27 protein-coding genes and 1 riboswitch are annotated in these 24,015 nt (G+C 49.8%); of the genes, 9 read left to right on the top strand and 18 right to left on the bottom strand.

Going from position 1 to position 24,015, the window contains the following annotated elements; all coding sequences use genetic code 11:
• A partial coding sequence (locus IQ260_RS08745) for an ATP-dependent metallopeptidase FtsH/Yme1/Tma family protein (RefSeq protein WP_193992718.1) occupies positions 1-1,018 on the bottom strand: 1,018 nt, incomplete at its 3' end.
• A 308-nt stretch (positions 1,019-1,326) separates the two neighbouring features.
• Here IQ260_RS08745 and IQ260_RS08740 point away from each other — a divergent pair.
• Positions 1,327-1,587: a hypothetical protein gene (locus IQ260_RS08740; RefSeq protein ID WP_193992717.1), complete on the top strand. Its 261-nt coding sequence runs from the start codon at positions 1,327-1,329 to the stop codon at positions 1,585-1,587.
• Between the two features lie 40 nt (positions 1,588-1,627).
• On the opposite strand, the gene IQ260_RS08735 is transcribed toward IQ260_RS08740, so the two are convergent.
• Together IQ260_RS08735 and petJ are read right to left on the bottom strand one after the other, a co-directional pair.
• A complete protein-coding gene (locus IQ260_RS08735) occupies positions 1,628-3,244 on the bottom strand; it encodes an alpha-amylase (protein WP_193992715.1) in 1,617 nt (538 codons plus the stop codon).
• 340 nt (positions 3,245-3,584) lie between these two features.
• Complete coding sequence (gene petJ / locus IQ260_RS08730) at positions 3,585-3,917, bottom strand: cytochrome c6 PetJ (protein ID WP_193992713.1); 333 nt, start codon at positions 3,915-3,917, stop codon at positions 3,585-3,587.
• 227 nt (positions 3,918-4,144) lie between these two features.
• Between petJ and petE the strand changes: the two genes are divergently transcribed.
• Complete coding sequence (gene petE / locus IQ260_RS08725) at positions 4,145-4,549, top strand: plastocyanin (protein WP_228015738.1); 405 nt, start codon at positions 4,145-4,147, stop codon at positions 4,547-4,549.
• A 93-nt stretch (positions 4,550-4,642) separates the two neighbouring features.
• Here the strand turns inward: petE and IQ260_RS08720 are convergent, their stop codons facing one another.
• From IQ260_RS08720 to patD, 3 genes are all read right to left on the bottom strand, one after another.
• The gene (locus IQ260_RS08720) at positions 4,643-6,271 is read right to left on the bottom strand and encodes a dipeptide ABC transporter ATP-binding protein (protein ID WP_193992711.1); all 1,629 of its coding nucleotides are present in this window, start codon (positions 6,269-6,271) and stop codon (positions 4,643-4,645) included.
• A gap of 51 nt (positions 6,272-6,322) precedes the next feature.
• Entirely contained in the window at positions 6,323-6,892 is a 570-nt protein-coding gene (locus IQ260_RS08715; protein ID WP_193992709.1) for a TFIIB-type zinc ribbon-containing protein, read from the bottom strand.
• A 102-nt stretch (positions 6,893-6,994) separates the two neighbouring features.
• Positions 6,995-7,402 (bottom strand): heterocyst frequency control protein PatD, encoded by a 408-nt coding sequence (gene patD / locus IQ260_RS08710; RefSeq protein WP_193992707.1) that lies wholly within the window; start codon positions 7,400-7,402, stop codon positions 6,995-6,997.
• Between the two features lie 498 nt (positions 7,403-7,900).
• Here patD and IQ260_RS08705 point away from each other — a divergent pair, with 498 nt between their 5' ends.
• The gene (locus IQ260_RS08705) at positions 7,901-10,189 is read left to right on the top strand and encodes a RelA/SpoT family protein (RefSeq protein ID WP_193992705.1); all 2,289 of its coding nucleotides are present in this window, start codon (positions 7,901-7,903) and stop codon (positions 10,187-10,189) included.
• A gap of 38 nt (positions 10,190-10,227) precedes the next feature.
• On the opposite strand, the gene IQ260_RS08700 is transcribed toward IQ260_RS08705, so the two are convergent.
• Both IQ260_RS08700 and mnmE read right to left on the bottom strand, forming a co-directional pair.
• Positions 10,228-10,593 (bottom strand): VOC family protein, encoded by a 366-nt coding sequence (locus IQ260_RS08700; protein WP_193992703.1) that lies wholly within the window; start codon positions 10,591-10,593, stop codon positions 10,228-10,230.
• Between the two features lie 6 nt (positions 10,594-10,599).
• Positions 10,600-11,985, bottom strand: a complete 1,386-nt coding sequence (mnmE, locus tag IQ260_RS08695; protein ID WP_322744923.1) for a tRNA uridine-5-carboxymethylaminomethyl(34) synthesis GTPase MnmE — start codon at positions 11,983-11,985, stop codon at positions 10,600-10,602.
• A gap of 218 nt (positions 11,986-12,203) precedes the next feature.
• Here mnmE and IQ260_RS08690 point away from each other — a divergent pair, with 218 nt between their 5' ends.
• Both IQ260_RS08690 and IQ260_RS08685 read left to right on the top strand, forming a co-directional pair.
• A complete protein-coding gene (locus tag IQ260_RS08690) occupies positions 12,204-12,749 on the top strand; it encodes a DUF2062 domain-containing protein (protein WP_193992699.1) in 546 nt (181 codons plus the stop codon).
• 277 nt (positions 12,750-13,026) lie between these two features.
• Positions 13,027-13,380 (top strand): hypothetical protein, encoded by a 354-nt coding sequence (locus tag IQ260_RS08685; protein WP_193992697.1) that lies wholly within the window; start codon positions 13,027-13,029, stop codon positions 13,378-13,380.
• Between the two features lie 80 nt (positions 13,381-13,460).
• Here the strand turns inward: IQ260_RS08685 and IQ260_RS08680 are convergent, their stop codons facing one another.
• Positions 13,461-13,826: a single-stranded DNA-binding protein gene (locus IQ260_RS08680; RefSeq protein WP_193992695.1), complete on the bottom strand. Its 366-nt coding sequence runs from the start codon at positions 13,824-13,826 to the stop codon at positions 13,461-13,463.
• A 342-nt stretch (positions 13,827-14,168) separates the two neighbouring features.
• On the opposite strand from IQ260_RS08680, the gene IQ260_RS08675 reads away from it, so the two are divergent.
• The 3 genes from IQ260_RS08675 to mreD are packed head-to-tail and all read left to right on the top strand — an operon-like array spanning position 14,169 to position 16,612.
• Positions 14,169-15,209: a rod shape-determining protein gene (locus tag IQ260_RS08675; protein ID WP_036053271.1), complete on the top strand. Its 1,041-nt coding sequence runs from the start codon at positions 14,169-14,171 to the stop codon at positions 15,207-15,209.
• Positions 15,210-15,246: 37 nt separating this feature from the next.
• Positions 15,247-16,038 (top strand): rod shape-determining protein MreC, encoded by a 792-nt coding sequence (mreC, locus tag IQ260_RS08670; RefSeq protein ID WP_193992693.1) that lies wholly within the window; start codon positions 15,247-15,249, stop codon positions 16,036-16,038.
• A 16-nt stretch (positions 16,039-16,054) separates the two neighbouring features.
• Positions 16,055-16,612, top strand: coding sequence for a rod shape-determining protein MreD (gene mreD / locus IQ260_RS08665; RefSeq protein ID WP_193992691.1), 558 nt, complete (start codon positions 16,055-16,057; stop codon positions 16,610-16,612).
• 10 nt (positions 16,613-16,622) lie between these two features.
• On the opposite strand, the gene IQ260_RS08660 is transcribed toward mreD, so the two are convergent.
• The 5 genes from IQ260_RS08660 to IQ260_RS08640 form a co-directional block, all read right to left on the bottom strand.
• Positions 16,623-17,396, bottom strand: coding sequence for an HAD family hydrolase (locus tag IQ260_RS08660; protein WP_193992689.1), 774 nt, complete (start codon positions 17,394-17,396; stop codon positions 16,623-16,625).
• A 308-nt stretch (positions 17,397-17,704) separates the two neighbouring features.
• Positions 17,705-18,154: a D-aminoacyl-tRNA deacylase gene (dtd, locus tag IQ260_RS08655; RefSeq protein ID WP_193992688.1), complete on the bottom strand. Its 450-nt coding sequence runs from the start codon at positions 18,152-18,154 to the stop codon at positions 17,705-17,707.
• Positions 18,154-19,314 (bottom strand): CobW family GTP-binding protein, encoded by a 1,161-nt coding sequence (locus tag IQ260_RS08650; protein ID WP_193992687.1) that lies wholly within the window; start codon positions 19,312-19,314, stop codon positions 18,154-18,156. The genes dtd and IQ260_RS08650 overlap by 1 nt, the downstream gene beginning before the upstream one ends.
• Positions 19,315-19,435: 121 nt before the next feature.
• Positions 19,436-19,879 carry a tellurite resistance TerB family protein gene (locus IQ260_RS08645; protein WP_193992686.1) on the bottom strand — a complete coding sequence of 148 codons (444 nt, stop codon included), beginning with the start codon at positions 19,877-19,879 and terminating at the stop codon, positions 19,436-19,438.
• 157 nt (positions 19,880-20,036) lie between these two features.
• Entirely contained in the window at positions 20,037-20,459 is a 423-nt protein-coding gene (locus tag IQ260_RS08640) for a DUF4278 domain-containing protein (protein ID WP_193992685.1), read from the bottom strand.
• 33 nt (positions 20,460-20,492) lie between these two features.
• Positions 20,493-20,599: riboswitch (Glutamine riboswitch) on the bottom strand.
• Between the two features lie 348 nt (positions 20,600-20,947).
• Between IQ260_RS08640 and IQ260_RS08635 the strand changes: the two genes are divergently transcribed.
• The gene (locus IQ260_RS08635; RefSeq protein WP_193992684.1) at positions 20,948-21,835 is read left to right on the top strand and encodes a 6-carboxytetrahydropterin synthase; all 888 of its coding nucleotides are present in this window, start codon (positions 20,948-20,950) and stop codon (positions 21,833-21,835) included.
• A gap of 142 nt (positions 21,836-21,977) precedes the next feature.
• Here IQ260_RS08635 and IQ260_RS08630 read toward each other — a convergent pair whose 3' ends face one another.
• The 4 genes from IQ260_RS08630 to rpmI form a co-directional block, all read right to left on the bottom strand.
• A complete protein-coding gene (locus IQ260_RS08630; protein ID WP_193992683.1) occupies positions 21,978-22,520 on the bottom strand; it encodes a tetratricopeptide repeat protein in 543 nt (180 codons plus the stop codon).
• Positions 22,521-22,579: 59 nt separating this feature from the next.
• Positions 22,580-23,362: a transporter substrate-binding domain-containing protein gene (locus IQ260_RS08625; RefSeq protein WP_193992682.1), complete on the bottom strand. Its 783-nt coding sequence runs from the start codon at positions 23,360-23,362 to the stop codon at positions 22,580-22,582.
• A 9-nt stretch (positions 23,363-23,371) separates the two neighbouring features.
• Complete coding sequence (gene rplT / locus IQ260_RS08620) at positions 23,372-23,725, bottom strand: 50S ribosomal protein L20 (RefSeq protein WP_193992681.1); 354 nt, start codon at positions 23,723-23,725, stop codon at positions 23,372-23,374.
• Between the two features lie 59 nt (positions 23,726-23,784).
• Positions 23,785-24,015 (bottom strand): 50S ribosomal protein L35 (rpmI, locus tag IQ260_RS08615; protein ID WP_456152051.1); only part of this gene is annotated, 231 nt, incomplete at its 5' end.

The following is a 24,015-nucleotide window of genomic DNA, read 5'->3' as shown; positions in this document are numbered from 1 at the left end:
GAGGGTCCGGAAGATAAAACAATCCCTGACGGTCAAATCGACCGGGACGTAGTAGAGCTTGGTCAAGGGTTTCAGGCCGGTTAGTAGCCGCCAGCACAATAATGGTATTGTCTCCGGCACCAAAGCCATCCATTTCAGTTAGCAACTGGTTTAAGGTTTGCTCCCGTTCGTCATTACCACCATAGAAACCACCGGAGGCGCGGGATTTACCAATGGCATCCAGCTCGTCAATAAAGATGATGCAGGGAGCCTGTTTTTGCGCCTGCTCGAACAGATCACGCACCCGTGAGGAGCCCACACCCACAAACATTTCAATAAATTCCGAGCCAGAAATACTAAAGAAGGGGACGCCTGCTTCACCAGCCACGGCCTTAGCCAGGAGGGTTTTTCCTGTGCCAGGAGGACCGACGAGCAACACGCCTTTAGGAATTTTGGCTCCAATGTCGGTAAACCGCTTGGGAGTTTTCAAAAAGTCGACAATTTCCACCAGTTCGGTTTTGGCTTCTTCTACACCGGCCACATCTTCAAAGGTGATTTTGGTATCTTCGTCTTCCACATAGACTTTGGCCTTACTTTTACCAATGGAGAGAGCCCCCTGGGGACCACCGCCTCGTGCCAGGAAAAACCGCCAGATCGCGACAAAGATTAAAGGTGGAATCACCCAGCTCAGCAAGCTACCAATCCACTGGTTTTGAGGTGGCGGTGTAGCCGCAAACTCCACGCCATTGGCCTCTAAAAGATCCGGCAGCTTGAGGTCAAAAATGGGGGTGGTGGAGTAAACCACACCCGGTTCGCCCAGCTCATTTTTGATCTGATAGCGGATTTCGTTTTGTCCCACCGAGGCTTTCACCACTTCATGCTCCTGCACCTGATGGATAAACATGCTGTAGGGGGCACGGGGTGGACGTTGCTGAATCGGTAGAAAAATGTTTACTACCAGTAGCACTGCTCCTAATAAAAAGAGTAGATTGCTGATTTGACGAGAGCGAGGCGGGCGTGGATCTTTGTTTACCGGCATGGCCTTAGATTCCTTACAGATGTGTCCTTAGCCTATCAACGCAGCTAGAGAAAAAACCTGATTGAAAACCGTACACTAGCGGTCGGGTTTTCAACGCTTTCTGGGCCTAGCTGGACGGAAATTTGAGAGCTTCTAGTTCTAGACAGTGAACTTTATAGTCATCATGCCGTCCTAGCATTTAGAGCACTCGCCAAGAGCACTCGCCAAGAGCACTTGCCAAGAGCACTCGCCAAAAAGTTACTGTTCTGTGCCTGGCATCGGCGTAGATGTGTCATATACGACGTCTAATCCCCCTTTAAAGCTGCAATATGAAATCTCTAATGTATGGACTGATGGGTGCGGCCATTGCCCCAGTACTCGTTATGGCCCCTGCCCATGCGGCTACCCTCGAAAGTTCCCTCAGTGAAGGGGAGACAGTCGTAGACAACGGCAGCGTTGAACTGGTGAAGCCTACGCCAGCTCACACAGCCTATGCATTGATGGGAATGACGGCGGCAGCGGCCCTCATCGCGGGTAGTCGCAAACTTCCAGAATACGAATTGGAACCTATTCGCGTGAAATCCAAGTAGTCGTGTGAAGTCGATGTCAATTAGACACTCTGGGGATTGCTTAGATTCGTGCTCCAATATGCAGAGCTAACGCGCGATACGGAGACACCTCAATGTAGGCATTGCCCAGCGGATCGATCTCAATTGCTTCATTTTCACAGCTGACCATCGTGCTTTCAGCAGCAGAATTATCGGCAACGTCAGCCACCGATGATTCTGCTAGCACATTGCAATATATCCCGGCTGGCAGCCCTGTCATTAAGGTTTCGCTCAGGACCGTGTCTTCATTATTGATAACAACAAAACCTCGCTCCCCTCGAGCAAAGGCGATTTGATTATTGCCGTTGTCCCACCAGTGGTTGACCGAGATTGCCCCCTGGGTGACATTGCGAAATTCAACCATATTGGCAATGTCAGACCAGCGATGTTCACAGACCCAACCATCGTCACAGCTGACAGGCAACGTCTGCCCCTGGTCATCGGCGGGAGGCCCCACCAAAGGTCCTTGCTCCCGTGGCCAGTCATAGCTGGACATAACCTTTGGCATGCCATAGGGCCAAGCCAACATAAATACGTTGGCTAATCGGTAGCTCGCTCCCTCATCGGCAGGCGCGTAGAATGTGGTGATGTTGCGATCGCCACTGCGCTGGGTCTTTGGATTATCCGTGAACACCACAGCTTTATGGCTGGGCATCAGCCCCCAGGCTTCGCCAAACAGCATTAGGTTTTTTAACTGACCATGGCGGACTTGCTCCCCCAGGTGACGCCCGTAGCGAAATTCGGTCACCGCACCGTTACTAAAGTAATTCTTGGCTTTAATTGCCTCAGCGCCTTTGTCAGGGACCTCTTGATAAACAAATGGACGCCCCCCGTTGGTATGGAATTCGGTGTTCAGGGGATGCAAACTGCGCAAAATCCTAGCTAAATGCTCAGGTGGAATATGCTGCGCCGCATCGATGCGGAAACCGGCTACTCCCAACTCTAAGAGTTCGTTCATGGCCGCTGCGATCGCAGCCTGCACCTTGTCACTGCCCGTATCTAAATCTTGCTGCCCCGACAGCTGACAGTTCTGCACTCGCCAGGGTTCTTCAACATAGTCCTTAGGTTCAATGGCACAGGGAGGATGAAAGTCAGATTGAGTGTACGGCACACCGTCATAGGCAAACTTAGCCGTATCAAAATGACTGCCGCCGCTACCCTTACCGGCCCCGGCACTGGCCATATGGTTGATCACGATATCAGCGTAGATTTTTACCCCAGCCCGGTGACAGCGACTCACCATATCGGCCAGCTCAGATCGACTGCCACTGCGACTAGATAGCTGGTAGCTGACCGGTTGATACCGCTGCTGCCAGGGAAATCGAGTAGAGCCTTCATCAATTACCCGATGTTCATGGGGTGGAGAAATCTGGACAGCCCCATACCCATGAGGCCCTAGCCAGCTCTCACATTCCTGAGCAACATCTGACCAGCGCCATTCAAAGAGCTGAACAATCACCGAACGGGAACTGGTCAGTGACCGCCCATCTCCCGCTTGGGGCAGCTGAGCGGCTACCTGACAACCGCCTAAACCCAGGGCAAAGACTACGGCTGCCGAGCGTCTGACCAGAGCGGCCAGACCTCCTACCCTCACCCGAGCATTCACTGGGTTGTACCGCCTGCGATCGCAGGAAAACAAATTGCCACCTTAAAATGCAGAGCAAGCACCATACCGCCTCACAAATCAGCATCAAAAACTACAGTTAGCCTGAATCAAGTATTACTACAACCAACACTTAATTGGACAAGTATTATTTTTTACACACATTTGCGATACTTGCATCTGGCTTTTTTAGGATTTTTTTGATCCCAGCACTACATTACCCAATACAAAAACCTGCTTCCAGGGGGGGAACACCCCCAAAAGCAGGCTTTATAGGTTGAATCTCAACGGATAGCCTAGGTCAAGACCAACACTCGCTTAGTACAAGACTCAGTACAAGGCTCAATGCAACGCTCGCTTTGAGCATCGCCACTCATTACCAACCCTTATCAGCTTGAGAAAGTACATAGGCAGCAACGTTCTCAATTTGCTCAGGAGTCAAGCGACCGCCAAAAGCAGGCATAGCACCGTTACCATTGGTAACTTGGGTAATAATGGCCTCAGCAGTATCTTTCCCATTAGCAGCCAAATCGGCCTGCTTAAGAGTTTTAGCAGGGTTAACGGCATTGCCACCGCCAATGTGGCAAGCAGCACAGTTGGAAGCAAACACCTGAGTGCCAGCAGCTGCATCCGCTGCCATAGCAGGGGGAGCCATTAAAAATACGGTACTTGCCACGAATGCCACTACAGCGGCCAAAATAGACTTCATTCGGATAATCCTCTCAAAATTCACAGTCTGAATTGCAAAACATTTTGGCCAAACACGTTAGATTTTGACCAAAGAATATCCTCCCTAGTTTTTCAAAATGCTGTCAAGTGACGCTTGGTCAAATATGAACAAATGTAACGCTGTACGAAGACAGCCGACATTCTAAAATGATTATGCAGAGGTCGTTATGCCCAATGCCCTCTAAATTCAACCTTGAGAAAACTATCATGACCCTTATCAATCGAGTTCTGCGAACTATGGGGGCGCTGTTAGTGACAGCTGCTCTGGTTTTTGCAGGCACTGTTTTTAATGCAGCCCCTGCCTATGCGGCAGATCATCAAGTCAAAATGGGATCCGACGCAGGGCTACTTCAGTTTGAGCCTGCAACTGTCACCATTAAGGCTGGCGATACCGTCACTTGGGTGAACAATAAAATGGCCCCCCACAACGTTATCTTTGATGCCGCTTCAGTTCCCGGCGGCAAAGAGGTTGCCGATAACTTATCCCAAGAACAGCTCACTTTCTCTCCTGGGGAGTCCTACTCCTCCACATTTGCTGAGCCCGGTGAGTATAGCTACTTCTGTGCGCCACACCGAGGCGCTGGCATGGTCGGCAAAATTATCGTTGAGTAATCTACTCGGTCACCTATCTAGCTGAGCCTAATCAAAAGGCCGATCTAAACAGATCGGCCTTTTGATTGTTTTTAAAGGTATTGGGAATGGCCATTATGGAGCTAGTAGTGGGGCTGCTGATAGCAGAGTTTGGGTATAGGGATGCTGCGGTGTTTTAAACAGCTGTTCTGTGGGGCCTAGTTCAACAATTTTGCCCGCTTGCATAACGGCAATGCGATCGCACAGATACCGAGCTACCCACAGATCGTGGGTGATAAATAGATAGGTCAGCTCTAGCTCATCTTTGAGCTCTAGCATTAGCTCTAGTACCTGGGCTTGGACACTCGCATCCAACATACTCACGGGCTCATCACAGATCACCAGTTTGGGCTGAGTGATCAGCGCCCGAGCAATGGCCACCCGCTGCTGCTGCCCCCCGGATAAATCGCTGGGGTAGCGTTGGTAATAGTCGTCTGTCGGCGTCAGTCCCACCCGCTGCAGCATGGCATGAACCTGCTGCTTAGCCTCAGTAACACTGGCCAACCCATGGATAATCAGCGGATCGGCAATGCCCCGCCCCACGGTCATCATCGGATTGAGACAGGCATGGGGATCCTGAAAAATCATTTGAAAATTACGACGCTGGGCCTGCAGCTCAGACCGCGACATCCCCACCAAATTTTGCCCCATAAACTCCACACGACCCGATGTGGGGGGAATGATCTGCATCAGTGTTCGGGAAAACGTACTCTTACCACAGCCCGATTCCCCCACCAGACCCAGGACTTCGCCGGGATGTAGCTCCACAGAAATACCATCTACGGCCTTAATCGTCTCCGGTGGTGTGCGATTAAAGAGCTTTGAGAGCAGATTTTGCTCAATGGTGTAGTGCTTGACTAAATCTTGCACCCGCAGTAGCGGGGCAGCGGTGTCTTCGGCCTGGCTCATCTCTGCAGCTTCGTAGTTTTGCAGCTGGTGGGCCGCTTGCAATAGGGATTGGGTGTAATCTGCCTGGGGCTGATAGAGCACCTGCTGGGTGGGTCCCAATTCCACCAGCTTGCTCTGGTACATGACAGCGATGCGATCGCAATACTCCCCCACCAGGGCCAGATCGTGGGAAATCAAAATCAGCGCCATGCCCCGCTCACGACACAGCTGGGTTAGCAGATCTAAAATTTGAGCTGAGACAGTCACATCCAGACTGGTGGTCGGTTCATCCGCCACAATCAGCTTGGGGTTGAGCAACAGCGCTAGGGCAATGGCCACCCGCTGACGCATGCCGCCGCTAAACTCATGGGGATACTGCTCCCAGCGAGTAGCCGGGATATTGACCGATGCGAGGGTTGCGATCGCAATCTCCTTAGCCGCCTGTTTTGACAAGTCAGTCCGATGGGCCTGCAGGGTCTCCACACAGTGATTGCCAATGGTCATCAGCGGATTGAGCCGGGTCATTGGATCCTGAAACACCAGTGACACCGCTTCTCCCCGAAAGCGCCGCATCTCCTGGGGTGAAAACCCAAATACATCACGGCCTTCAAACAGGGACTGACCCTGGGTGCGGCTCCCTCCCGGCAACAACCGAAGGGCCGCGCGCCCTAACGTAGACTTACCACAGCCCGACTCGCCCACTAATCCCAGCATTTCCCCAGGTTGCAGTGATAGAGACACCTGCTCAACTGCCCAGACCGACTGACGTGGATAAGCTACACAAAAACCATCGAGCAGCAGCAGCGGAGAAGTCATAAAATGCGACGAAGACTACAATTAACCATTAAAAACTGAGGGCAGGCTACTTTATTTCTCAAACCGTCGCATTAAATATGCCACCCCAAAATCTCCATTCGGGTGCTCTTCCAAAAGTTTGGCCAACTCAAACACTTTTTCGGCAATCTCTAGACCAAGTTTCTCTGCTGTTGCTGTCCGCTCACGAAATTCAGCCTCAGCCATGCGTACATAGTTCTGCCACTCATCCGTAAACAAGACAGGAATATAGACACTCAGACCCAGCTCCGTCAATACTTCCCACTCGCCATCGTCCAACCACATGCCTTTACAGGTTGGGCAGCGCTCAATAAAAAATGACAGCTGGTGCAGATTAATGCGTCCCCGCACTAGATAAAACCCACAGTCAGGGCACAGACCCGCCCGGTTATCGTACCGAGATGGCTGGTAGTCAATCTGCTGGTTAATCGGCACAATCAAACTATCAATTTGTAGCTTCGGATCTAGGCGATCGGACTGCCATGCTTGATAGGCCTCTGCCCTTACCCAGTCACCACTACAGCTAGGACAGCTGTGAGTCTTTAGCCCATCTACTAACTGACTGGCTAGCAGCGATTCCTGCGGATGTTTCGGACAGAGCATCGCCCTCAGGGAATAAAGTGCACATCAATGATACGGGGTTGCATGGCATCATCTCCATGCAGAACTGTAGTTTTTCCCATGGGAAAACTCAAGCAGGAAAAATCAAAGTTGCACGTCAGAAGCCCTAGGACTTGCAGCCAGTGGCTTTACTAACGCTATCAGTACGTTAGTAAAGCCCTGGAGCTGCTCTAAACGCTGCTCAATTTGCTCCAAGCGTTGTTGCCGCAGGGGGCCTTGACGAGCCGAGCGAGCAAAGCTCACCTCCACGCCCAAGAGCCGCATATGACGATGAATTTCAGTTGTAGCTGAACGCCACTGGGGCTGAGATAACTCAGTCTGGGTCAAAAGCCCCCACAGAGTTTGCTGATAAAACGCCTGGAGGGCATGGGCCCGCTGAGCCATTTCTGCTTGCCCCTCACGTTGATCCTCATCTTGCCCCACAGCTGCCCGTAGTTGGCTCAGGTATTCTCCGTAGCACTCAAGCTCATCAATTGGGCTAAAAAATGTCATGATTTAATAATAAATGTAGAACTTTAATAAACCGACTCCAGTTAATTTCTTTATCTACAGCCTGATACATACGGGAGTCTTATCTGGTCTGCAAAAAGGCTCTTAATCTATAAAAAGACACCCCGGATATCAAGGGGCAACTAGGCTGAAAAATTACGATTACTCAGCCATAGGGTTGAGTCAAATCACCTGTTGACAACCATTGGCATACCTAACATCAGGCGATAAAATTGTAAGAATTTATACTCGCAATTTAAGAGCCAGCGGCCAAGCATCCTGGGCAAAATAAGTCTTAAGGAATTAGCGTGTTTTGTCCCAACAATCAATAATTTCTTACACAAGACAAATGGTTACGGATCTCACTCTCAAGTGAGATGCCCACGTTCTGCAATTTCTGTATTTTTTGCCCAAGAAGCAGCAAATATTAGCATCTAAGCGGTTCCAGTGGCCTCGGAGTAACTTTTAGCTTTTCAGTTTTTATCCTCCCCCCTCCATACCATGACCTCAGCAGCACCTGTTCTTCCCAACGACTGTACCTTACCTACCTGGCTCAGGTCTTGCATCCTGGAACACAGCCACCCGCTTGATGAAGACACAGACGGGACAGTCCCAATTGAGCTTCCGAAAGATAACAATCAGCTTGTTTGCCGCGCGTTTGAGTTTGCCTATCAGCTGCACAAGGGGCAAATGCGCGCCTCCGGTGAACCTTATATTGCCCATCCAGTAGCGGTTGCCAATATTTTGCGCGGTCTAGGGGGAGACAGTGCCATGATTGCGGCGGGCTTTTTACACGATGTTGTAGAAGATACGGATGTTACAGCCGATGAAATTGAAGCGCATTTTGGTGCAGAAGTCCGTCAGATGGTGGAGGGGGTGACAAAACTCTCCAAGTTTCGGTTCAACAGCAAGACAGAACGCCAGGCTGAAAACTTTCGCCGCATGTTTCTAGCCATGGCTCAAGATATTCGAGTCATTGTGGTTAAACTGGCGGACCGTCTCCACAATATGCGAACGCTGCAGCATATGCCCCCTGAAAAGCAGGTACAAAAGGCACGGGAAACGATCGAAATTTTTGCTCCCCTCGCCAACCGCCTGGGGATCGGTCGGATCAAGTGGGAGCTGGAAGACCTTTCCTTCAAATATCTTGAAAAGGCTTCCTATCAAACAATCAAAAGCTTAATTTCTGAGAAACGTACCGATCGAGAGGACCGGCTCAAAAACGTTGGCGAGTTATTAAAAACCCAACTTGAAAATGACGGGATCAACTGTGTTGAAATTAGCAGTCGACCTAAACATCTCTACAGCATCTATCGCAAGATGCAGCGTCAGCAGAAAGATTTTCATCAGATTTATGACATTGCAGCTGTGCGGCTGATTGTGGGGTCTAAAGTAGACTGCTATCGGGCACTGGCGGTGGTCCATGACCAATTTAAGCCGATTCCAGGACGTTTTAAGGACTATATTGGTCTGCCTAAGGCCAACCGCTATCAGTCTCTCCACACAGCTGTGATTGGTGAGCAAGGTCGCCCCTTCGAGGTGCAGATCCGGACTATGGAGATGCATCGGGTTGCAGAATATGGTATCGCTGCCCACTGGAAATATAAGGAAACCGGCAACAGTAACACCAAGGTCAATGCCGAAGATGAGAAGTTTACCTGGCTACGCCAGTTATTGGAATGGCAAAGCGAGCTCAAAGATGCCCAAGAGTACCTAAGCGATGTTAAGGACAACCTCTTTGATGAAGAGGTCTATGTGTTTAGCCCTAGGGGAGACGTATTTGCCTTAAGTCAGGGGGCAACACCTGTAGATTTTGCCTATCGCATCCATACCGAGGTAGGACATCACTGTGCTGGCGCTAAGGTCAATGAGCGCATGGTCACCCTTGATACTCAGCTGAAGAACGGTGACATTGTTGAGATTCTGACCAATAAAAACAATCATCCGAGCCTGGATTGGCTAAATTTTGTTGTGTCTGCGGGTGCTCGCAGTCGTATTCGCCATTGGTACAAGCAGTCTCACCACGATGAAAATATGGCTCGAGGCCATGCCATGTTGGAAAAAGTGATGGGCCGAAACGGACTCGATTCACTGCTCAAATCAGCCCCTGCCCAAGCCGCCGCCCAACGCAGCAACTATCCCTGTGTTGAGGATATGCTAGCGGCTTTGGGCTATGGGGAGATTACGCTAAATTCGGTCGTCAATCGTCTGCAGGAAGCGACCAAGGAGCTACAGCCCGTCACCCCCATAGACGATGATGCCTTAGTCGAACAAATTAATGACGGTGCCATCGTACGTACCCGCTGGGGCGGAGATACGGGAAATGAGTCCGGGAGTTCCATCATTGGTGTAGAAGGGCTGCTGCACCACATTGCCGGTTGCTGTAATCCGCTGCCGGGTGAGTCCATTCTGGGGGTGGTGTCCATGGGTGCCCGTGGCATTGCCATCCATCGTCAGGGATGTCCTAATGTAGCCTCCATCCCTGGGGATCGCCTGATTCCAGTGCGTTGGAACTCAGCGGAAGTCTCGACCGGTCGGGCTCAAACCTATCCGGTCATGCTTAAGCTAGAGGTGATTGACCGAGTGGGCGTGCTCAAAGACATATTGAGTCATTTATCCGACCTCAAGATCAATGTCCATCGGGCGACAGTCACTACATTCCCCGATCAGATTGCTGAAATTGATCTGGGGATTGATGTCAAAGATCATGCTCATTATGATCACACGGTCAAAAAATTACGCAAGATGACCGACTTGCTCAAGCTCAAGCGCATTAGTCAGATGGAGTAGACGGGGCGTCGTCGTAATGTACGTTCTGTAGAACACCCCTACGACGATTGGTGCAAAATCAGGCGGTTACCATCGGGATCATAGGCGTAGATTTCTTGGCCATGGCTGGCGTGAATAATATCCCCAGGCGGTGGATAACCTAGCTGTTTTAGGGTTGCGATCGCACTCACCAGATCCTCCACTTCAATACACAGACTCATCCGCCCCGCCGCCCCGACAAATTCTGCCCCATCGCTGGGTTTAAACAGCGCTAGCCTCAGACCCGGCAGTATAAACTCCCCATAGCGCCCAGGTCGATACATCAGAGGCTCTTGCCCCAGCAATCCCTGATAAAACATGACTAAGTCCTGCAGTTGTTCACTTGCCAGAGTTACAAACACCGTTTGGATCGCAGTCAGCCCCATCGCCCACTATTTCCCAATACAAAACCGACTAAAAATTTCATCCAGCATCGACTCGGTCATCTCTTCCCCCGTGACTTCTCCCAACGCCCGAATCGCATCCCGTAAGTCAATTGTCCAAAAGTCTAACGGTAGTGAAGCCTCCATCGTCGTCTGTACTTGCTGCAACGAGCTATGGGTACGGGTCAGCGCAGCCGCCTGCCGTTGATTGATGGCTAAATCCAGATTTGCAGCGTTCACCTGGCCCGCTTGCACAATTTCTAGAATGGCGTTTTCTAATGCATCAATCCCTTGCCCCGCTGCCGCAGCGGTCTGCACAAGCGGCACATCCGTCACCGGCAAACGCAGCGGCGGGCCTAGGTCCACTTTATTGACGACTAGAATATGGGGCTTATGTTTGATGGCCCGGTACAACGTGGCTTCAGTATCAGTCCAGCCGACGGTACCATCCACAGTTAGGAGGACCACATCCGCACTTTGGGCCGCCGTTTGAGACCGTTCGATACCCAGCTGTTCAACCTGGTCGGTGGACTCTCGAATACCAGCGGTATCTAGAACCTGGACCGGGATACCGCCCACCACCAGCTGGGATTCCACCACGTCACGGGTAGTGCCAGGCAGGGCCGTGACAATGGCGCGATCGCAACGGCTCCAGGCATTAAGTAAGCTGGACTTGCCCACATTGGGCTGCCCCACAATCGCCACCTTGAGCCCGGTGCGTAGCAGCTCGCCCTGGTGGGCCGTCGCTAAAATTTGGGCAACCTCGCTCAGCAACGTCTCCAGCTGCTCCCGCACACTCTCCTCATCCAGCGGTGGCAAATCGTCCGCAAAATCAATCCGCGCTTCTACTTCCGCTAGTACATCCAAACAGCGACTGCGGCAATGGCGAATCACATCTGTCAGCTTGCCTCGGATCCCGGCTAGGGCGGCCTGAGCGGCCTGGGGTGACTGGGCTCCAACCAAGTCGGCAATCCCTTCGGCCTGGGTCAAATCCAAGCGACCATTCAGAAAGGCCCTCAGGGTAAATTCGCCGGGTTCAGCCAGGCGTGCCCCCTGGGCAACACATAGCTGCAGTACCTGCTGCACTGCCATGATGCCACCATGGCAGTGCAGCTCCACTACGTCTTCACGGGTATAGGAGCGAGGGGAGCACATCAACAGCAGCAGTGCTTCGTCCACGAGCTGCTGGGTATCGGGGTGGAGCACATGGCCGTAAAGAATACGATGACTTTCCCAGGATTGACCTCCAGGTGCATGAAACAACGTCTGGGCAACGGCTACCGCTGTTCCTCCTGACAAACGAACAATGCCGACACTACCTTGCTGTGGCACAATCGCAGTTGCGATCGCAGCAATGGTTTCTCTCTGCGCAATCGTATCTTTCTTCCGTGGCACGTTACTCCCTCCCCACGCTGTCGACTGATCACCAGGCCGGATACTGCCAATATGCCGACTAACAAGCAGGTCCATTAGAAATACCGAACGTCAGCGCTGTTGTCATAATTAATACTATTGGCCTGACTGTACCAGTCGGCTCCCATGCTTTATCCGCGCCCTGTCGACTTATACAGAAACCAACCGTGGCAGCTCAACCTGGCCATTCTGACTACCCAATGCCAAAAGGATCTCGATCTGCCCACAGATCACACCGGACCCTACGTAAAAAACGGCCTAATCTACGCCGTTTAGTTCGATACATTTATATCCGCTTTATTCGGCTACAGAGCCACCCCCAAGCCATTGCCAAGGGACTGGCGGCAGGGGTGTTTGCGGGCAGCTATCCCCTGTTTGGGTTACAGACCTTTTTGGGGGTTGCGATCGCCGCTGCCATTGGTGGCAATAAAATCGTTGCAGCAGCAGGGACCTGGATTAGCAACCCCCTTACTTACTTGCCCATCTATGCCTTTAACTATCAAATTGGGCGTTGGTTCTTGGGGCAATCTGCCAATACAAGCCTGACTAACCAATCCCCTCAAGAATGGATGAGTCTTGGCTTTGATATCACCATAGCCCTAATGGTTGGCAGCACACTCGTCGGTAGCCTATTAGCCATCATCAGCTACTACGCCAGCCTACGTATAGCCCACAAAGCTCGCAAAATAAAGTCAAACAGAAGAAGTATTAGACCAAAAGAGACTAGAAATAGAACCCATCTTTAGGTAAAAATCCTTAAGGGCCAACAGATTTAAAGTGAATAAACTAGATTGCTACCGTAAGCGCACGTTATTATGAGCATTGGGTGCAACTAAAAAGTTGATCAAAAGTAACAAATAATTCAATATTACTTTTGACAACTTTAGACAATATAGATTAGGGTTCGTTTATTAGTACTAGCCGGTATCATCAAAAAAGATAATCTCTCAGTTCCTTATCTTTCATTCAATTTAGCTAGTAAATCCTGGCGGCTTTATCAGAATCCCGTTTTCTCACAGTGAAATGTTCCCCAACACAGCTTGCCACACCATCAAGTATCGCATCAGCTGCAAGAATAGCTCACATCGGGCTACTCGTCTGACTTTTCGTGAAACGGCACCCCGTAACCAAAATCGATTAAAGCCCTATTTATACGCGGCTAATTACACCGTTAGCAGTATTGACGAAGCTTATCAGCTGCTGCGTGAGTATCTTTACACCAATGGTGTAACCGCAGTCGAAGAATTAGACTTTCCCAATCGAGGAAAAATTGAAGTCATCCCAGGTTCTGCATGGTGTGGCTTTCAAGCCAGCATTAAAGCCGATAGCGACACCGCCGATAAAGATACTGGGATGAGCGAGCGTTTGGCCAGTTAGTACTTGTGTGGGATACAGCCAGGTTTTGCCTGCGTCAGTGCCATCCTTCAAGTACGTCAGTTTGATCAGGCATCAGCCTTCTAAAACTGATCATCATCGTAGCCACCTGCCATCGGGGCCGCATTATCGCGCTTAGAGCCTAAAAGATCCAAACGATCTACTCGAATAACTGGACTAGAACGCTGTGCTCCAGTGGTACGATCTTGCCAGCTATCTAGCTTGAGTGCACCGACCACTCCGACAAGACTCCCTTTCTTGACATAATTGGCAGCAACTTCAGCATTACGGCCCCACAGCTCTAGATTGAACCAATCGGGCTGGTCACTGTTGCGCGTCCGTCGATTTACCGCAATAGTAAACTTGCAAAGCACATTGCCCGACTCAAAATAGCGAACTTCAGGATCCCGACCTGCCCGACCTACAAGACTTACAACGTTTAGACTCATCGCTCTTTCACCGACAACTGTGTTAACTACTTTATATGCGAGACATACACAGACGTCTAGAATTATCCTTAACTGTTTCCTTCGACACGTTGCCCTTTAGAATGAGAGTCCTTGCCGTTCTCTACTCCATTAGGATTTCAGACCGTGTAACCTGGGAGTATGGTGGATAGCGCAGAGCGATTGTGAATCAATTTTCCACGGTAGTAAAGCGTTATCCGTAGCGTTATTCATGAAGTTCAGAACTACGGACTGGACGTACGGATACAAAACGTAATAAAATCCACACCGGTTTACAAATTATTCAATTGTCTTTTCATAGCTCGTTTGGGGGCACGTCTAACAGTGAGTTTACTCGATCGCTTTTCATTCTCCCGTGACATGGGCATAGACCTGGGGACTGCTAACACCCTAGTTTATGTTTCGGGTAAAGGCGTTGTCCTGCAAGAGCCCTCCGTTGTAGCCAGGGATAAGGATGGCAAGCCCTTGGCCGTAGGAGAAGAGGCAAAGCGTATGCTAGGCCGTACCCCAGGCAATATCACTGCCCTGCGGCCTCTACGAGACGGTGTCATTGCTGATTTTGACACGGCTGAGCTCATGCTCAAGCACTTTATTAAGCGAGTCCATGAAGGGCGAGCCCTAGGAATGCCTCGCATCGTTATCGGTATTCCCAGCGGCGTTACGGGTGTAGAACGTCGCGCTGTTATGGATGCAGCGCTTCAAGCGGGTGCTCGCATGGTTTACCTCATTGATGAACCAGTAGCCGCTGCCATTGGTGCCGGTCTACCGGTTGCCGAACCTACTGGCAACATGATTATTGACATTGGTGGCGGCACCACTGAAGTTGCCGTACTGAGTTTGCAAGGTACTGTACTCAGTGAGTCTGTTCGGGTAGCGGGTGATGAGTTAAGCGATTCCATCTCCCAATACATGAAAAAAGTTCATAATTTGGTAATTGGTGAGCGGACCGCTGAAGAAATTAAGATCAATATCGGTTCAGCCTACCCCAGCCCTAACGACGGCGAAATCGTTTTGGATGTCAGAGGATTACATTTGCTCTCCGGTTTACCCCGAACAGTCACTGTAAAAAGTGCTGAAATCCGCGAAAGTATGGCAGAGCCTCTTTCAGTCATCGTTGAGGCTGTGAAAAGAACGCTGGAACGCACACCTCCCGAGTTGGCAGCTGATATTATCGATAGGGGCATTATGCTTGCAGGCGGAGGAGCGTTGCTCAAGGGCTTAGATACACTCATTAGCCATGAGACCGGTATTGTAGTTCACGTTGCAGCCGATCCGCTCAGTTGCGTTGTTCTAGGTACCGGACGTGTCCTTGAAAACTTCAGTCAAATGGAGCGTGTATTTAGTGCCCGTTCCCGCGATCTTTAACGCTTCTGTAGGCGATTGACGACTATTTTTGCAAATTATGTTTGCACTGAGACGCTGGTGGGATAGATATGCAGCTAGGGCGGGTATAGCCACCCTAGTCATTGGTCTAGCGTGGGCAATGCGTCAGAGCCAGGGAGCCGTCATCTATGAAATCTACCAAGTGGTGACAGCTCCACTACACCCAGGTCTTACTCAAGCAGAACGGTTAGAAAATGCTTATATCCTTGAGCTGCAACAGCGAGTCATTGAGTTAGAAAATCAAAATCGAGGACTGCGGGAAAATATTGACTACGCTGATGGTCAGGGTAAAGTAACCATTGCTGCAGTCATTGGCCGCAGTGCCGATAACTGGTGGCAACAAATTACAGTCAATAAAGGCAGCACAGAGAATGTTACAGAGGGGGATGTAGTCACAGGACCGGGGGGGCTAGTGGGCCGAGTCGTCGGTGTTTCTCCTCACACTAGCCAAGTTTTGCTGATTACCGATCCTACCAGCCAAATGGGGGTTAAAGTTAGTCGCAGTCGTGCTCTTGGCGTGGTGCGTGGCAACGTGGATGGGCGTGTGGTCATGCAATTTTTTGAGACCACCCCCGATGTCAAACCTGGTGATGTCATTGTCACATCGTCCTACAGTCGATTGTTTCCTCAGGGGGTGCCCGTCGGACGGATTGAAAGCATGGACTTGAAAAAAAGCCCAGCGCCTGAGGCTGTTATTCAACTATCGTCTCCCCTCAATGTTCTAGAGTGGGTGACCATTCATCCCTTTGAGGCCAAAACTGACGTCAATGCACCGCCGGCAGAAATAGTAGACGATACCCCCGCTCCGTAGCCTTTTTCTGCTAGCTATGACCGCATCTAAAGGGAAATCTCCGCTTTCCGATTTTCAAAAAACCTGTCTTAATATCACTGTTGTTTTAGGTTCAGGACTACTCTGTCTGCTCCTATCTCCAATGCGCTTTCCTGGAATTGAGCTGTTAGGTGTCGCCCCCAACTGGTTGCTCATCTGGGTGGTTATTTGGGGTATTCATCACCCGATTATCGATGGAGCAATTGCAGGGATCGTCCTTGGGTTACTGCAGGATGGCCTGACAGGACCGTTTCCCACCCATGCCCTGAGCTTAATGGTAGTCGGTATGCTCACAGCCCGCCTGCAGCGCCAACGCCTAATCCAAGAAAATGTCGTTCTAGTGGCATTTATTGTTTTTGGCATGGCTGTCGTTGATGCCACGGTAATGGCGCTTCAAATGAGCTTTCATCATCTGCTTTGGGCTAACTCCCCTTACCTTAATCTTTGGCAGATTTGGCGTACCCATCAACGAGTTGCCCTTAGCTCAGCTATCCTGAGCAGCTTATGGACACCAGCTCTTTACTACCCATTACACCGCTGGTGGAAAGGGCTGTAATGGGGCTGCTCTAAGCTGCTTGTAAAACTTGAAGCATAGACTGACCTTGTACAGCCTTGAGTAGATTTGATGCAATCGAGGTGGGCTGATAACGTTTGAGATAATCGTGGCTGCGAATTCCGTTGGTGACAGCAACAGTGACGATTCCGGCCCGCTGCCCCGCGATAATATCTGCCTCAGTATCGCCAATCATACAAGTGGGAAATGTTTTATAGCCTTGATTTTTCTGAGCCGTAATTGCCCGCTCTAACAGAGCGACTTTCTGCTCAGCCCGGTTTAGATGGGCAGCATTAATATCTAAAGCACCAAAGATTTCGTCAATACATTGACTGAGATCATGGGCTTGTAAAAATGCTTGTACCTGACGTGGATGCCGGAGTGTGACTAACACAAGCCGAATACCAGCATGCTTAAGTTGATGTATTGCGGTTTCGGCACCGGGCTGTAAACTATCCCACTGAAGAAGATGGGGATGGTTTACAATGCGCTGAACTTGCTGTAGCAAAGTGTTGACAAGATCTGCTGGTACCCCTGAACGAATAGCAATATCAGTATCTGCTACTCGATTGCGTTTCATCCACCAAAACTGATTTTTTGAAAGGAGCTGCAGTGGTAAGGGCTCCCCATGCCTCTCTTGGTGATTAGCCTGCAGCGTCGAAAGTCCCAGTCGATAGGTTCGATAGTAGCGTTCCGAAACATCTACAATCGGACCGTCAAAATCACAGAACAACACCTGCCCAGAAGGCTCTTGAAACGAGGACATTTGATTAATAATGCTCAGCATAAAGGGAATTGGGATAGTCGTGCTTCGGCATCATCTCTATGAAGAAGGGCTAGCCCACTTAATGTTTCTTTACCTTATCAAGGGAAACCGGACCTTGCACAATCTTATTAAAAGAAAATAGAGTCTCACATCTGCTGTGTCGCTTGTATGGCAAACATTTCCACTAGAGAATAACGTTCGCTAACTAGCCCCCCAGAGCGAACTAATGCGTTAGCGCTTGCACCATAGCCTAAAGGATATGACTGATACTAAGCCTGCACTGAAGACAGTTACAAACACAACCTGTTTTGTCTGCAATCAACCTTAAGCTACCCGGCATTTCGATCTAATACCAGCGTTACCGGGCCATCATTGTCAATAGTGACCTGCATGTGGGCACCAAATTGTCCTGTCTCTACCTTTAACTCACTCTGCTGCAGTTTAGCTACAAACTGTTCATATAGCTTAACTGCTTGGTCTGGCTGGGCAGCTTGAGCAAACGAAGGTCGCCGCCCCTTATGGCAGTCACCGTAGAGGGTGAACTGACTAATCACGAGTAGAGCCCCTTGAATATCCTGTACGGATAAATCAAATCGGCCAGAATCGGCCGTCGGAAACACCCTTAGCGATAAGCATTTCTGAGCCATCCAGGTGAGTTCGGCTTCTGTGTCAGTTGCAGCGATCCCCACTAGCAGGTTAAGACCACGACCTATACGACCGATAACTTCACCGTTAACAACAACCTGAGATGCTGCAACCCGCTGAATAACGACACGCACTACCCACCAAAACCTCTGCCACGGCTCTCTGACTCAAGGCAAAAGCAATTCTCAATTTCAGCTTTTAGAGCATCCTGATCAAGGTTTTGACCAATTAGGACTAGTTGAGTTTTACGGGGACGGCCATTCCATTCTTCATCCTCTAGGGAAAAGCGCTTACCACTGAGGTGAAAGACATGGCGTTTTTCACTTTCGTCAAACCACAAAATGCCCTTGGCACGAAAAACATTGTCCGGCAGTTTGTTATCCAAAAAATGCTGAAACTTGCGAATGGCTAAAGGCTGATCCCGAGCGATAGAGATCGATGTAAACCCATCTGCGTCTAAGTGGCCATGGTCATGATCATGGTCATGGTCGTGTTCACAATGCCCATGATCGTGATCGCAGTTGGTATGGTCGTGGTGCGCGTGCTCATCATGGCCGTGATCGTGATCGTGGTCGTGATCACCATGGCCGTGATCGTGGTCATGCTCACCGTGGGCGGATTCCCCAGTCAGTTCAAAATACTTGTCAGATTCAAATAGACCTACACTTAAAATCAGGGGCAGGGGCACCTGAGACTGAGTAGTGCGCAAAATGCGAGCCCCTTCTTTAATGTCACGCACCTTAAGCTCTAGTGAGTCTAAGTCGCCTTCATCTACTAGATCTGTCTTGTTGAGCAAGATAATGTCACCGTAGGCAATCTGATTGTGTGCGGCTTGGCTATTGAATAGATCAACGCTGTAATTTTCGGCATCCACCAGGGTCACAATGGAATCTAATCGGGTGAGATCTCGCAGCTCTGTGCCCAAGAACGTAAGTGCTACTGGTAAGGGATCAGCTAGCCCCGTTGTTTCCACCACCAGATAGTCAATCTTGTCCTTCCGCTCTAGGACTTTATAGACGGCCTCTAACAGATCATTATTGATGGTGCAGCAAATACAGCCGTTGCTCAGCTCCACCATGGTGTCATCACCTGTAGTGACGAGTAAATCATTGTCAATGCCGATTTCACCAAATTCATTGACCAGCACTGCTGTTTTCAGACCTTCTTGGTTAGTCAGAATGTGGTTGAGCAGAGTAGTTTTTCCGCTCCCTAAAAAGCCGGTGATGATAGTTACGGGTAACCCGTGCTTGGAGTCATCCATCTGCTTAGGGGGAGCTGATATCACGGCAGTCATAGAGATTAATGGTGAGTTTATGGGAAGGGTATTGCCAGATCTATTATCTCGTATTTGTCAGAAAATGAGGTTTAGGCTTCACCGAAGTAAAAGTTTATAAGACAACGTTATGACAATCGCCCTATCCTCGATTTTTGATTGTCATGACTTCAACAATGGTTAAAGCGCGATCGCTAGGGATTTCTAAAATGCGGTGGAGGTCATCTAGAAAAGCCTGCTCCTGAGGAGTCACGTTGCCATCGGCTAGGACTAAGTCTGTGGCTAAGGCAAAGGCTGTTGGCTTGAGGGCGGTGGGGAGGATGGTGTTAGCCGCTTCTACCAAACGACCAGGACCGTGCTGTTGCAGCTGTTGCAACAAACTATCTTTCATCCGGTTGACCATTTCGGTGGAGTAGCTTTTGAAAAGGCGCATGCGGCTGAGTAGCATATCCATTTCACGGCCTTCTTGGTCGGATAGGTAACCGTCGGCTGCGATCGCAACCAAACAAATCGCCGCCAGCGCTTCTGCCGGACTTAGGGATAGCGACTCTGGCGACGGGTCAAAAACCTTGTCAAATAGCCCCATAACACCCTTTCTAAAAATAGATTTGGCCCTGTGCAGTCAGACCAAACCTATTGTGAAGCATGATGGAAATAAAAAGGAGAAGCTGTATCAGCCTCTCCTTACTTACTCTAGCCACAAATCTAGGGAACCAAGCAATTTCTAAACGGGCAATAGCCCCTTACGCTATCTGACGCATTTCATCTTCTAGCTGCTGCAGCAGGTGCACATTACCTTGCTCACGGGCTATAGCGATGCGACGCTCCAAAGACCGCTGGATGCTATCACTGTGATTACGAGCAGCCTCCCGTAGCAGCTGACGGCGCGAATCCATCATGGGAGTCAGCTCAGCTAGCTTGCGCTGAAATGCAGAAAATACCGATTTAGTCTCAGGCTGAGCAACAGCCTGACGCTGACCATGGCGGTTAGTTTGATAAACGGCACCGCGATAGGTTAACTCTGCTTGAGGCTGAGGAAAAGGAACGTGGCGCACATAGGTATAGTGATGATTGCGACCGCGATAGCTGCAGAGAATATCGCTTTCGGAAACCTCTAACATTGGGGGGTTGTGGTCGTATTCGACACCACGGTAAGTCAGTTTCATAGGTGTGTCTCCTCTTAAATAAGCACTGGTGTTAGTGCGTTCCTTCGGGTGGACCCATACAAACTAACGACAGTCATCGTAAAGGCCCCCTACTTCCGTCTCATCGCCAAATAAAAGACAATTTTTCAGAGATGAACGAGGATTTGTTCTGTATCTATTTTTACCGTTTTCGACTTAAATTAGCAACTCCTGATATTTCCGATAAGAAATCCTAAACAGTAGCCGTATCAAAGGGTTTCAGAGATTGCCAAGTTCCTAGAGGAAAAATATTGTGTCAAAACTTCATGACTTGCGTGATTTTACTCAAACTTTAGACAGCCAGCAGCTTAGCTGAGTCAACTTTTAGGACAACGCTAAGACTCCCTCGGTTAGACCCTTTGGCTGACTAGCTCAAAAAAACAGCCCTTCAGCACACCTCGTCAATGGTCTATGCTGAAGGAAACAGCCTTACAAAAATTAATAATTAGCTCATCCGTTTTGGTACTGCTATGAAATGCACCATCAACCGTCGGGCTCAGTTTTCCGCCAGTCATCGCTACTGGCTACCTGAGCTTAGCGACGCTGAAAATCAGGCTAAGTTTGGCCTCTGCACCCGTGCTCCAGGTCATGGTCACAACTATGAGTTGTTCGTTTCCATGGAAGGTGACCTGGATGAGTACGGCATGGTTCTAAACCTGTCCGATGTCAAAAAAGTAATCAAGCGTGAGGTTACTAGTCAGCTGGACTTTTCGTATCTCAACGATGTCTGGCCTGAGTTCCAAATTGATCGCTCTGAGGCGGGGCTGACCACCACTGAGAATATTGCCCGTGTTATCTGGCAGCGGCTTAAACCCCACCTACCGATTACCAACGTCCAACTGTTTGAAACATCCACACTCTGGGCCGACTATAGAGGAAATGCCATGGAAGCCTATTTGACGATTTCTACCCACTTCAGTGCTGCCCACCGTTTAGCACTACCCACACTGACGTTAGAGCAAAATAGTGAAATCTATGGCCTCTGCGCCCGTGTTAACGGCCATGGTCACAACTATCACCTCGAAGTCACTATCAAGGGTGAAATGGACCCTCGTACGGGCATGATTGCTGACTTGGTGGAGTTTCAAAATGCGGTAGAAACCCATGTGGTAAAGCCCTTTGACCATACGTTCCTAAACAAGGATATTCCCTACTTTGCAGAGGTGGTACCCACAGCTGAGAATATTGCGGTGCACATCCGCGATCTACTTCGTCAGCCCATTAAAGACATTGGCGCTAATCTTCATAAGGTAAAACTCATCGAAAGTCCCAATAACTCCGCTGAAGTTTACTGCGAGGATGCTGCTGAGACTGTGACACAACTTCAAACAGCAACTCCGGAACTAGCCGCCGTTTAGCATATCGATATCTCTGGTAAACAGTGTCGGAATATAAAAATAGCGGCTGCTCTCAGCAGTTAAGCCTACTATGCCGAGCTGCTGAGAGTGATTTGAGTAGATATGTGCTGATCGTAGGCCCATGGCCTACTTAACGGACAATTTATTGCTTCATCGGAATAGCTACCCGCTTACGTAAAGACTGCGCCCGACGCTTGGCCGTAGCATTATCAGGCTCAATTTTTAAGGCCTGATCATAGCTTTCTAACGCTTGAACGGTCAGTTGCTTTTTCTCGTAGCTATGGCCCAGGTTATTGAGAGCCGTTACATAGCCTGGAGTAATTTTTAAGGCGGCCTTATATTGACGAATGGCTAAGTCAAATTGACCTTGGGCAAAGTAGGAATATCCTAGGGCGTTATAAATCAGTGGAGCATTTTCATTCTCTTCTTCATCTGTGAGAGCCTTTAAGGCTTGCTGCAGGTAAAGGGTGGATTGGGAAAAAAGCTTCTTGTCTAGCAGCAAACTGCCAAGCTCGTAATATTCTTGAGCCGTTCCTTTTTCTTTGGTCAGTTTCTTTTGCAAACGGCCAAGGGTAGTCTCAATCCGGCGAGTCTTAAATACCTGGCGAATGATGAAAATGGCAGACAGCCCCAACAGGGCTAGCAAAATGCCAAGGTATGTCAAAAATAGGGTGCTATTTTCCATGAACTCGCTTAATCAGTTAGGGCTTACAGCGGTGGTCTCGCTTTATTCTCCCATGGTAGCTACCGTAACCCCCAGTGGGCAGCCCGATCTTGTAACCAACCTTCGTCATCCCATTGGCGCAGGGCGTCATTAATCGCTCGACGTAGATCGCTGTATTGAGTGCCTTTAGGAATTGCGATCGCAATTGGCTCTACAGAAATCACCTCATCTAGCAGCCGATAATGGCTATCCTGCTGCTGCCAACCGGTCAGTAACGAAATATCCCCTGCGAAGGCATCCACCTGGCCATCACCCAGGGCTGCAACTGCCTGCTGATAGGATGACACCGGTATGACCACAGCGGCAGGCAGCTGATAGCGGACCTGGGCCAGGGTACTGGAATCACTCAAAACAGCAATGCGACCCAAGGTCAGATCAGCCAGGCTAGTCACCTGGGGCGATGTGGTAATAAATCCAACGCCATCTAAATAGTAGGGCTCACTAAAGCTGGTAATGCGCTGTCGTTGGGAGGTGACGGTGATGGCTGCGATCGCAATGTCCACATCCCCCTCAATCACCGCATTCACCCGGTCAATATTATTAACAGGACGCAGCTCTACAGCCGTCTCATCCCCCAGCAACGCTAGCGCCAGCCGACGAGCAATCTCAATCTCAAACCCGTGTAGCTCACCAACTGCATCACGATAGGCCAACGGATAGCGATTATCCTTGACCGCCACAATTAAACGACCGCGACCCTCAATCTCTGTCAATTCCGCAGACACAGCAATTGGGGGCGCAGTCACCTGCACCCCCAAACATAAACCTATGCCTAGCAAATATCGCCACATGTATCGCCACATAGGGCAATACTAGCCCTTCTTACCTGCTAGCTCAACTACCTTAGTAAAGGTACCTGGATCCAACACGGCCATTTGAGCCAGCATTTTACGATTAATCTGAATATTGGCTGTCTTCAGATCGCCAATCAATCGGCTGTAGGTAGTGCCATTGAGGCGAGCTGCCGCATTAATGCGGGTAATCCACAACCGGCGAAAATCACGTTTCTTATTCCGACGGTCCCGATAGGCATACCGCAGGGCCTTCATCACCTGCTGGTTAGCCGTCCGAAAAAGTTTAGAATGGGCTCCCCGGTAACCCTTCGCAAGCTTGAGAATTTTCTTGCGGCGCTTGCGAGCTACATTGCCGCGTTTTACACGTGCCATACTAGGTCGTTAATTTGAAAAACAATTGAAAGATAGTAGAGACATTACAGATAACGTCTCTACAAATAAGGCATCATTCCTTCGATGTTAGGAACATCAGCATCCACTACAACCGCTTTCTTGGAAAGGCGGCTCTTGCGACATGTTGACTTGTGCTGCAGTAAATGGTTCTTAAACGCCTTGCGACGCATAATTTTGCCACTTCCGCTACGGCGGAAACGCTTGGCAGCCGCCCGTCGGGTCTTAAGCTTGGGCATGGTTTTGCGCGGTAAGTTTACACAGTCTATGAG

Source organism: Leptolyngbya cf. ectocarpi LEGE 11479 (assembly GCF_015207065.1).
Classification (GTDB): domain Bacteria; phylum Cyanobacteriota; class Cyanobacteriia; order Phormidesmidales; family Phormidesmidaceae; genus Leptothoe; species Leptothoe ectocarpi.
Note: the sequence above shows the minus strand (reverse complement) of the source record. Positions and strands in the feature narration are given on the sequence as shown.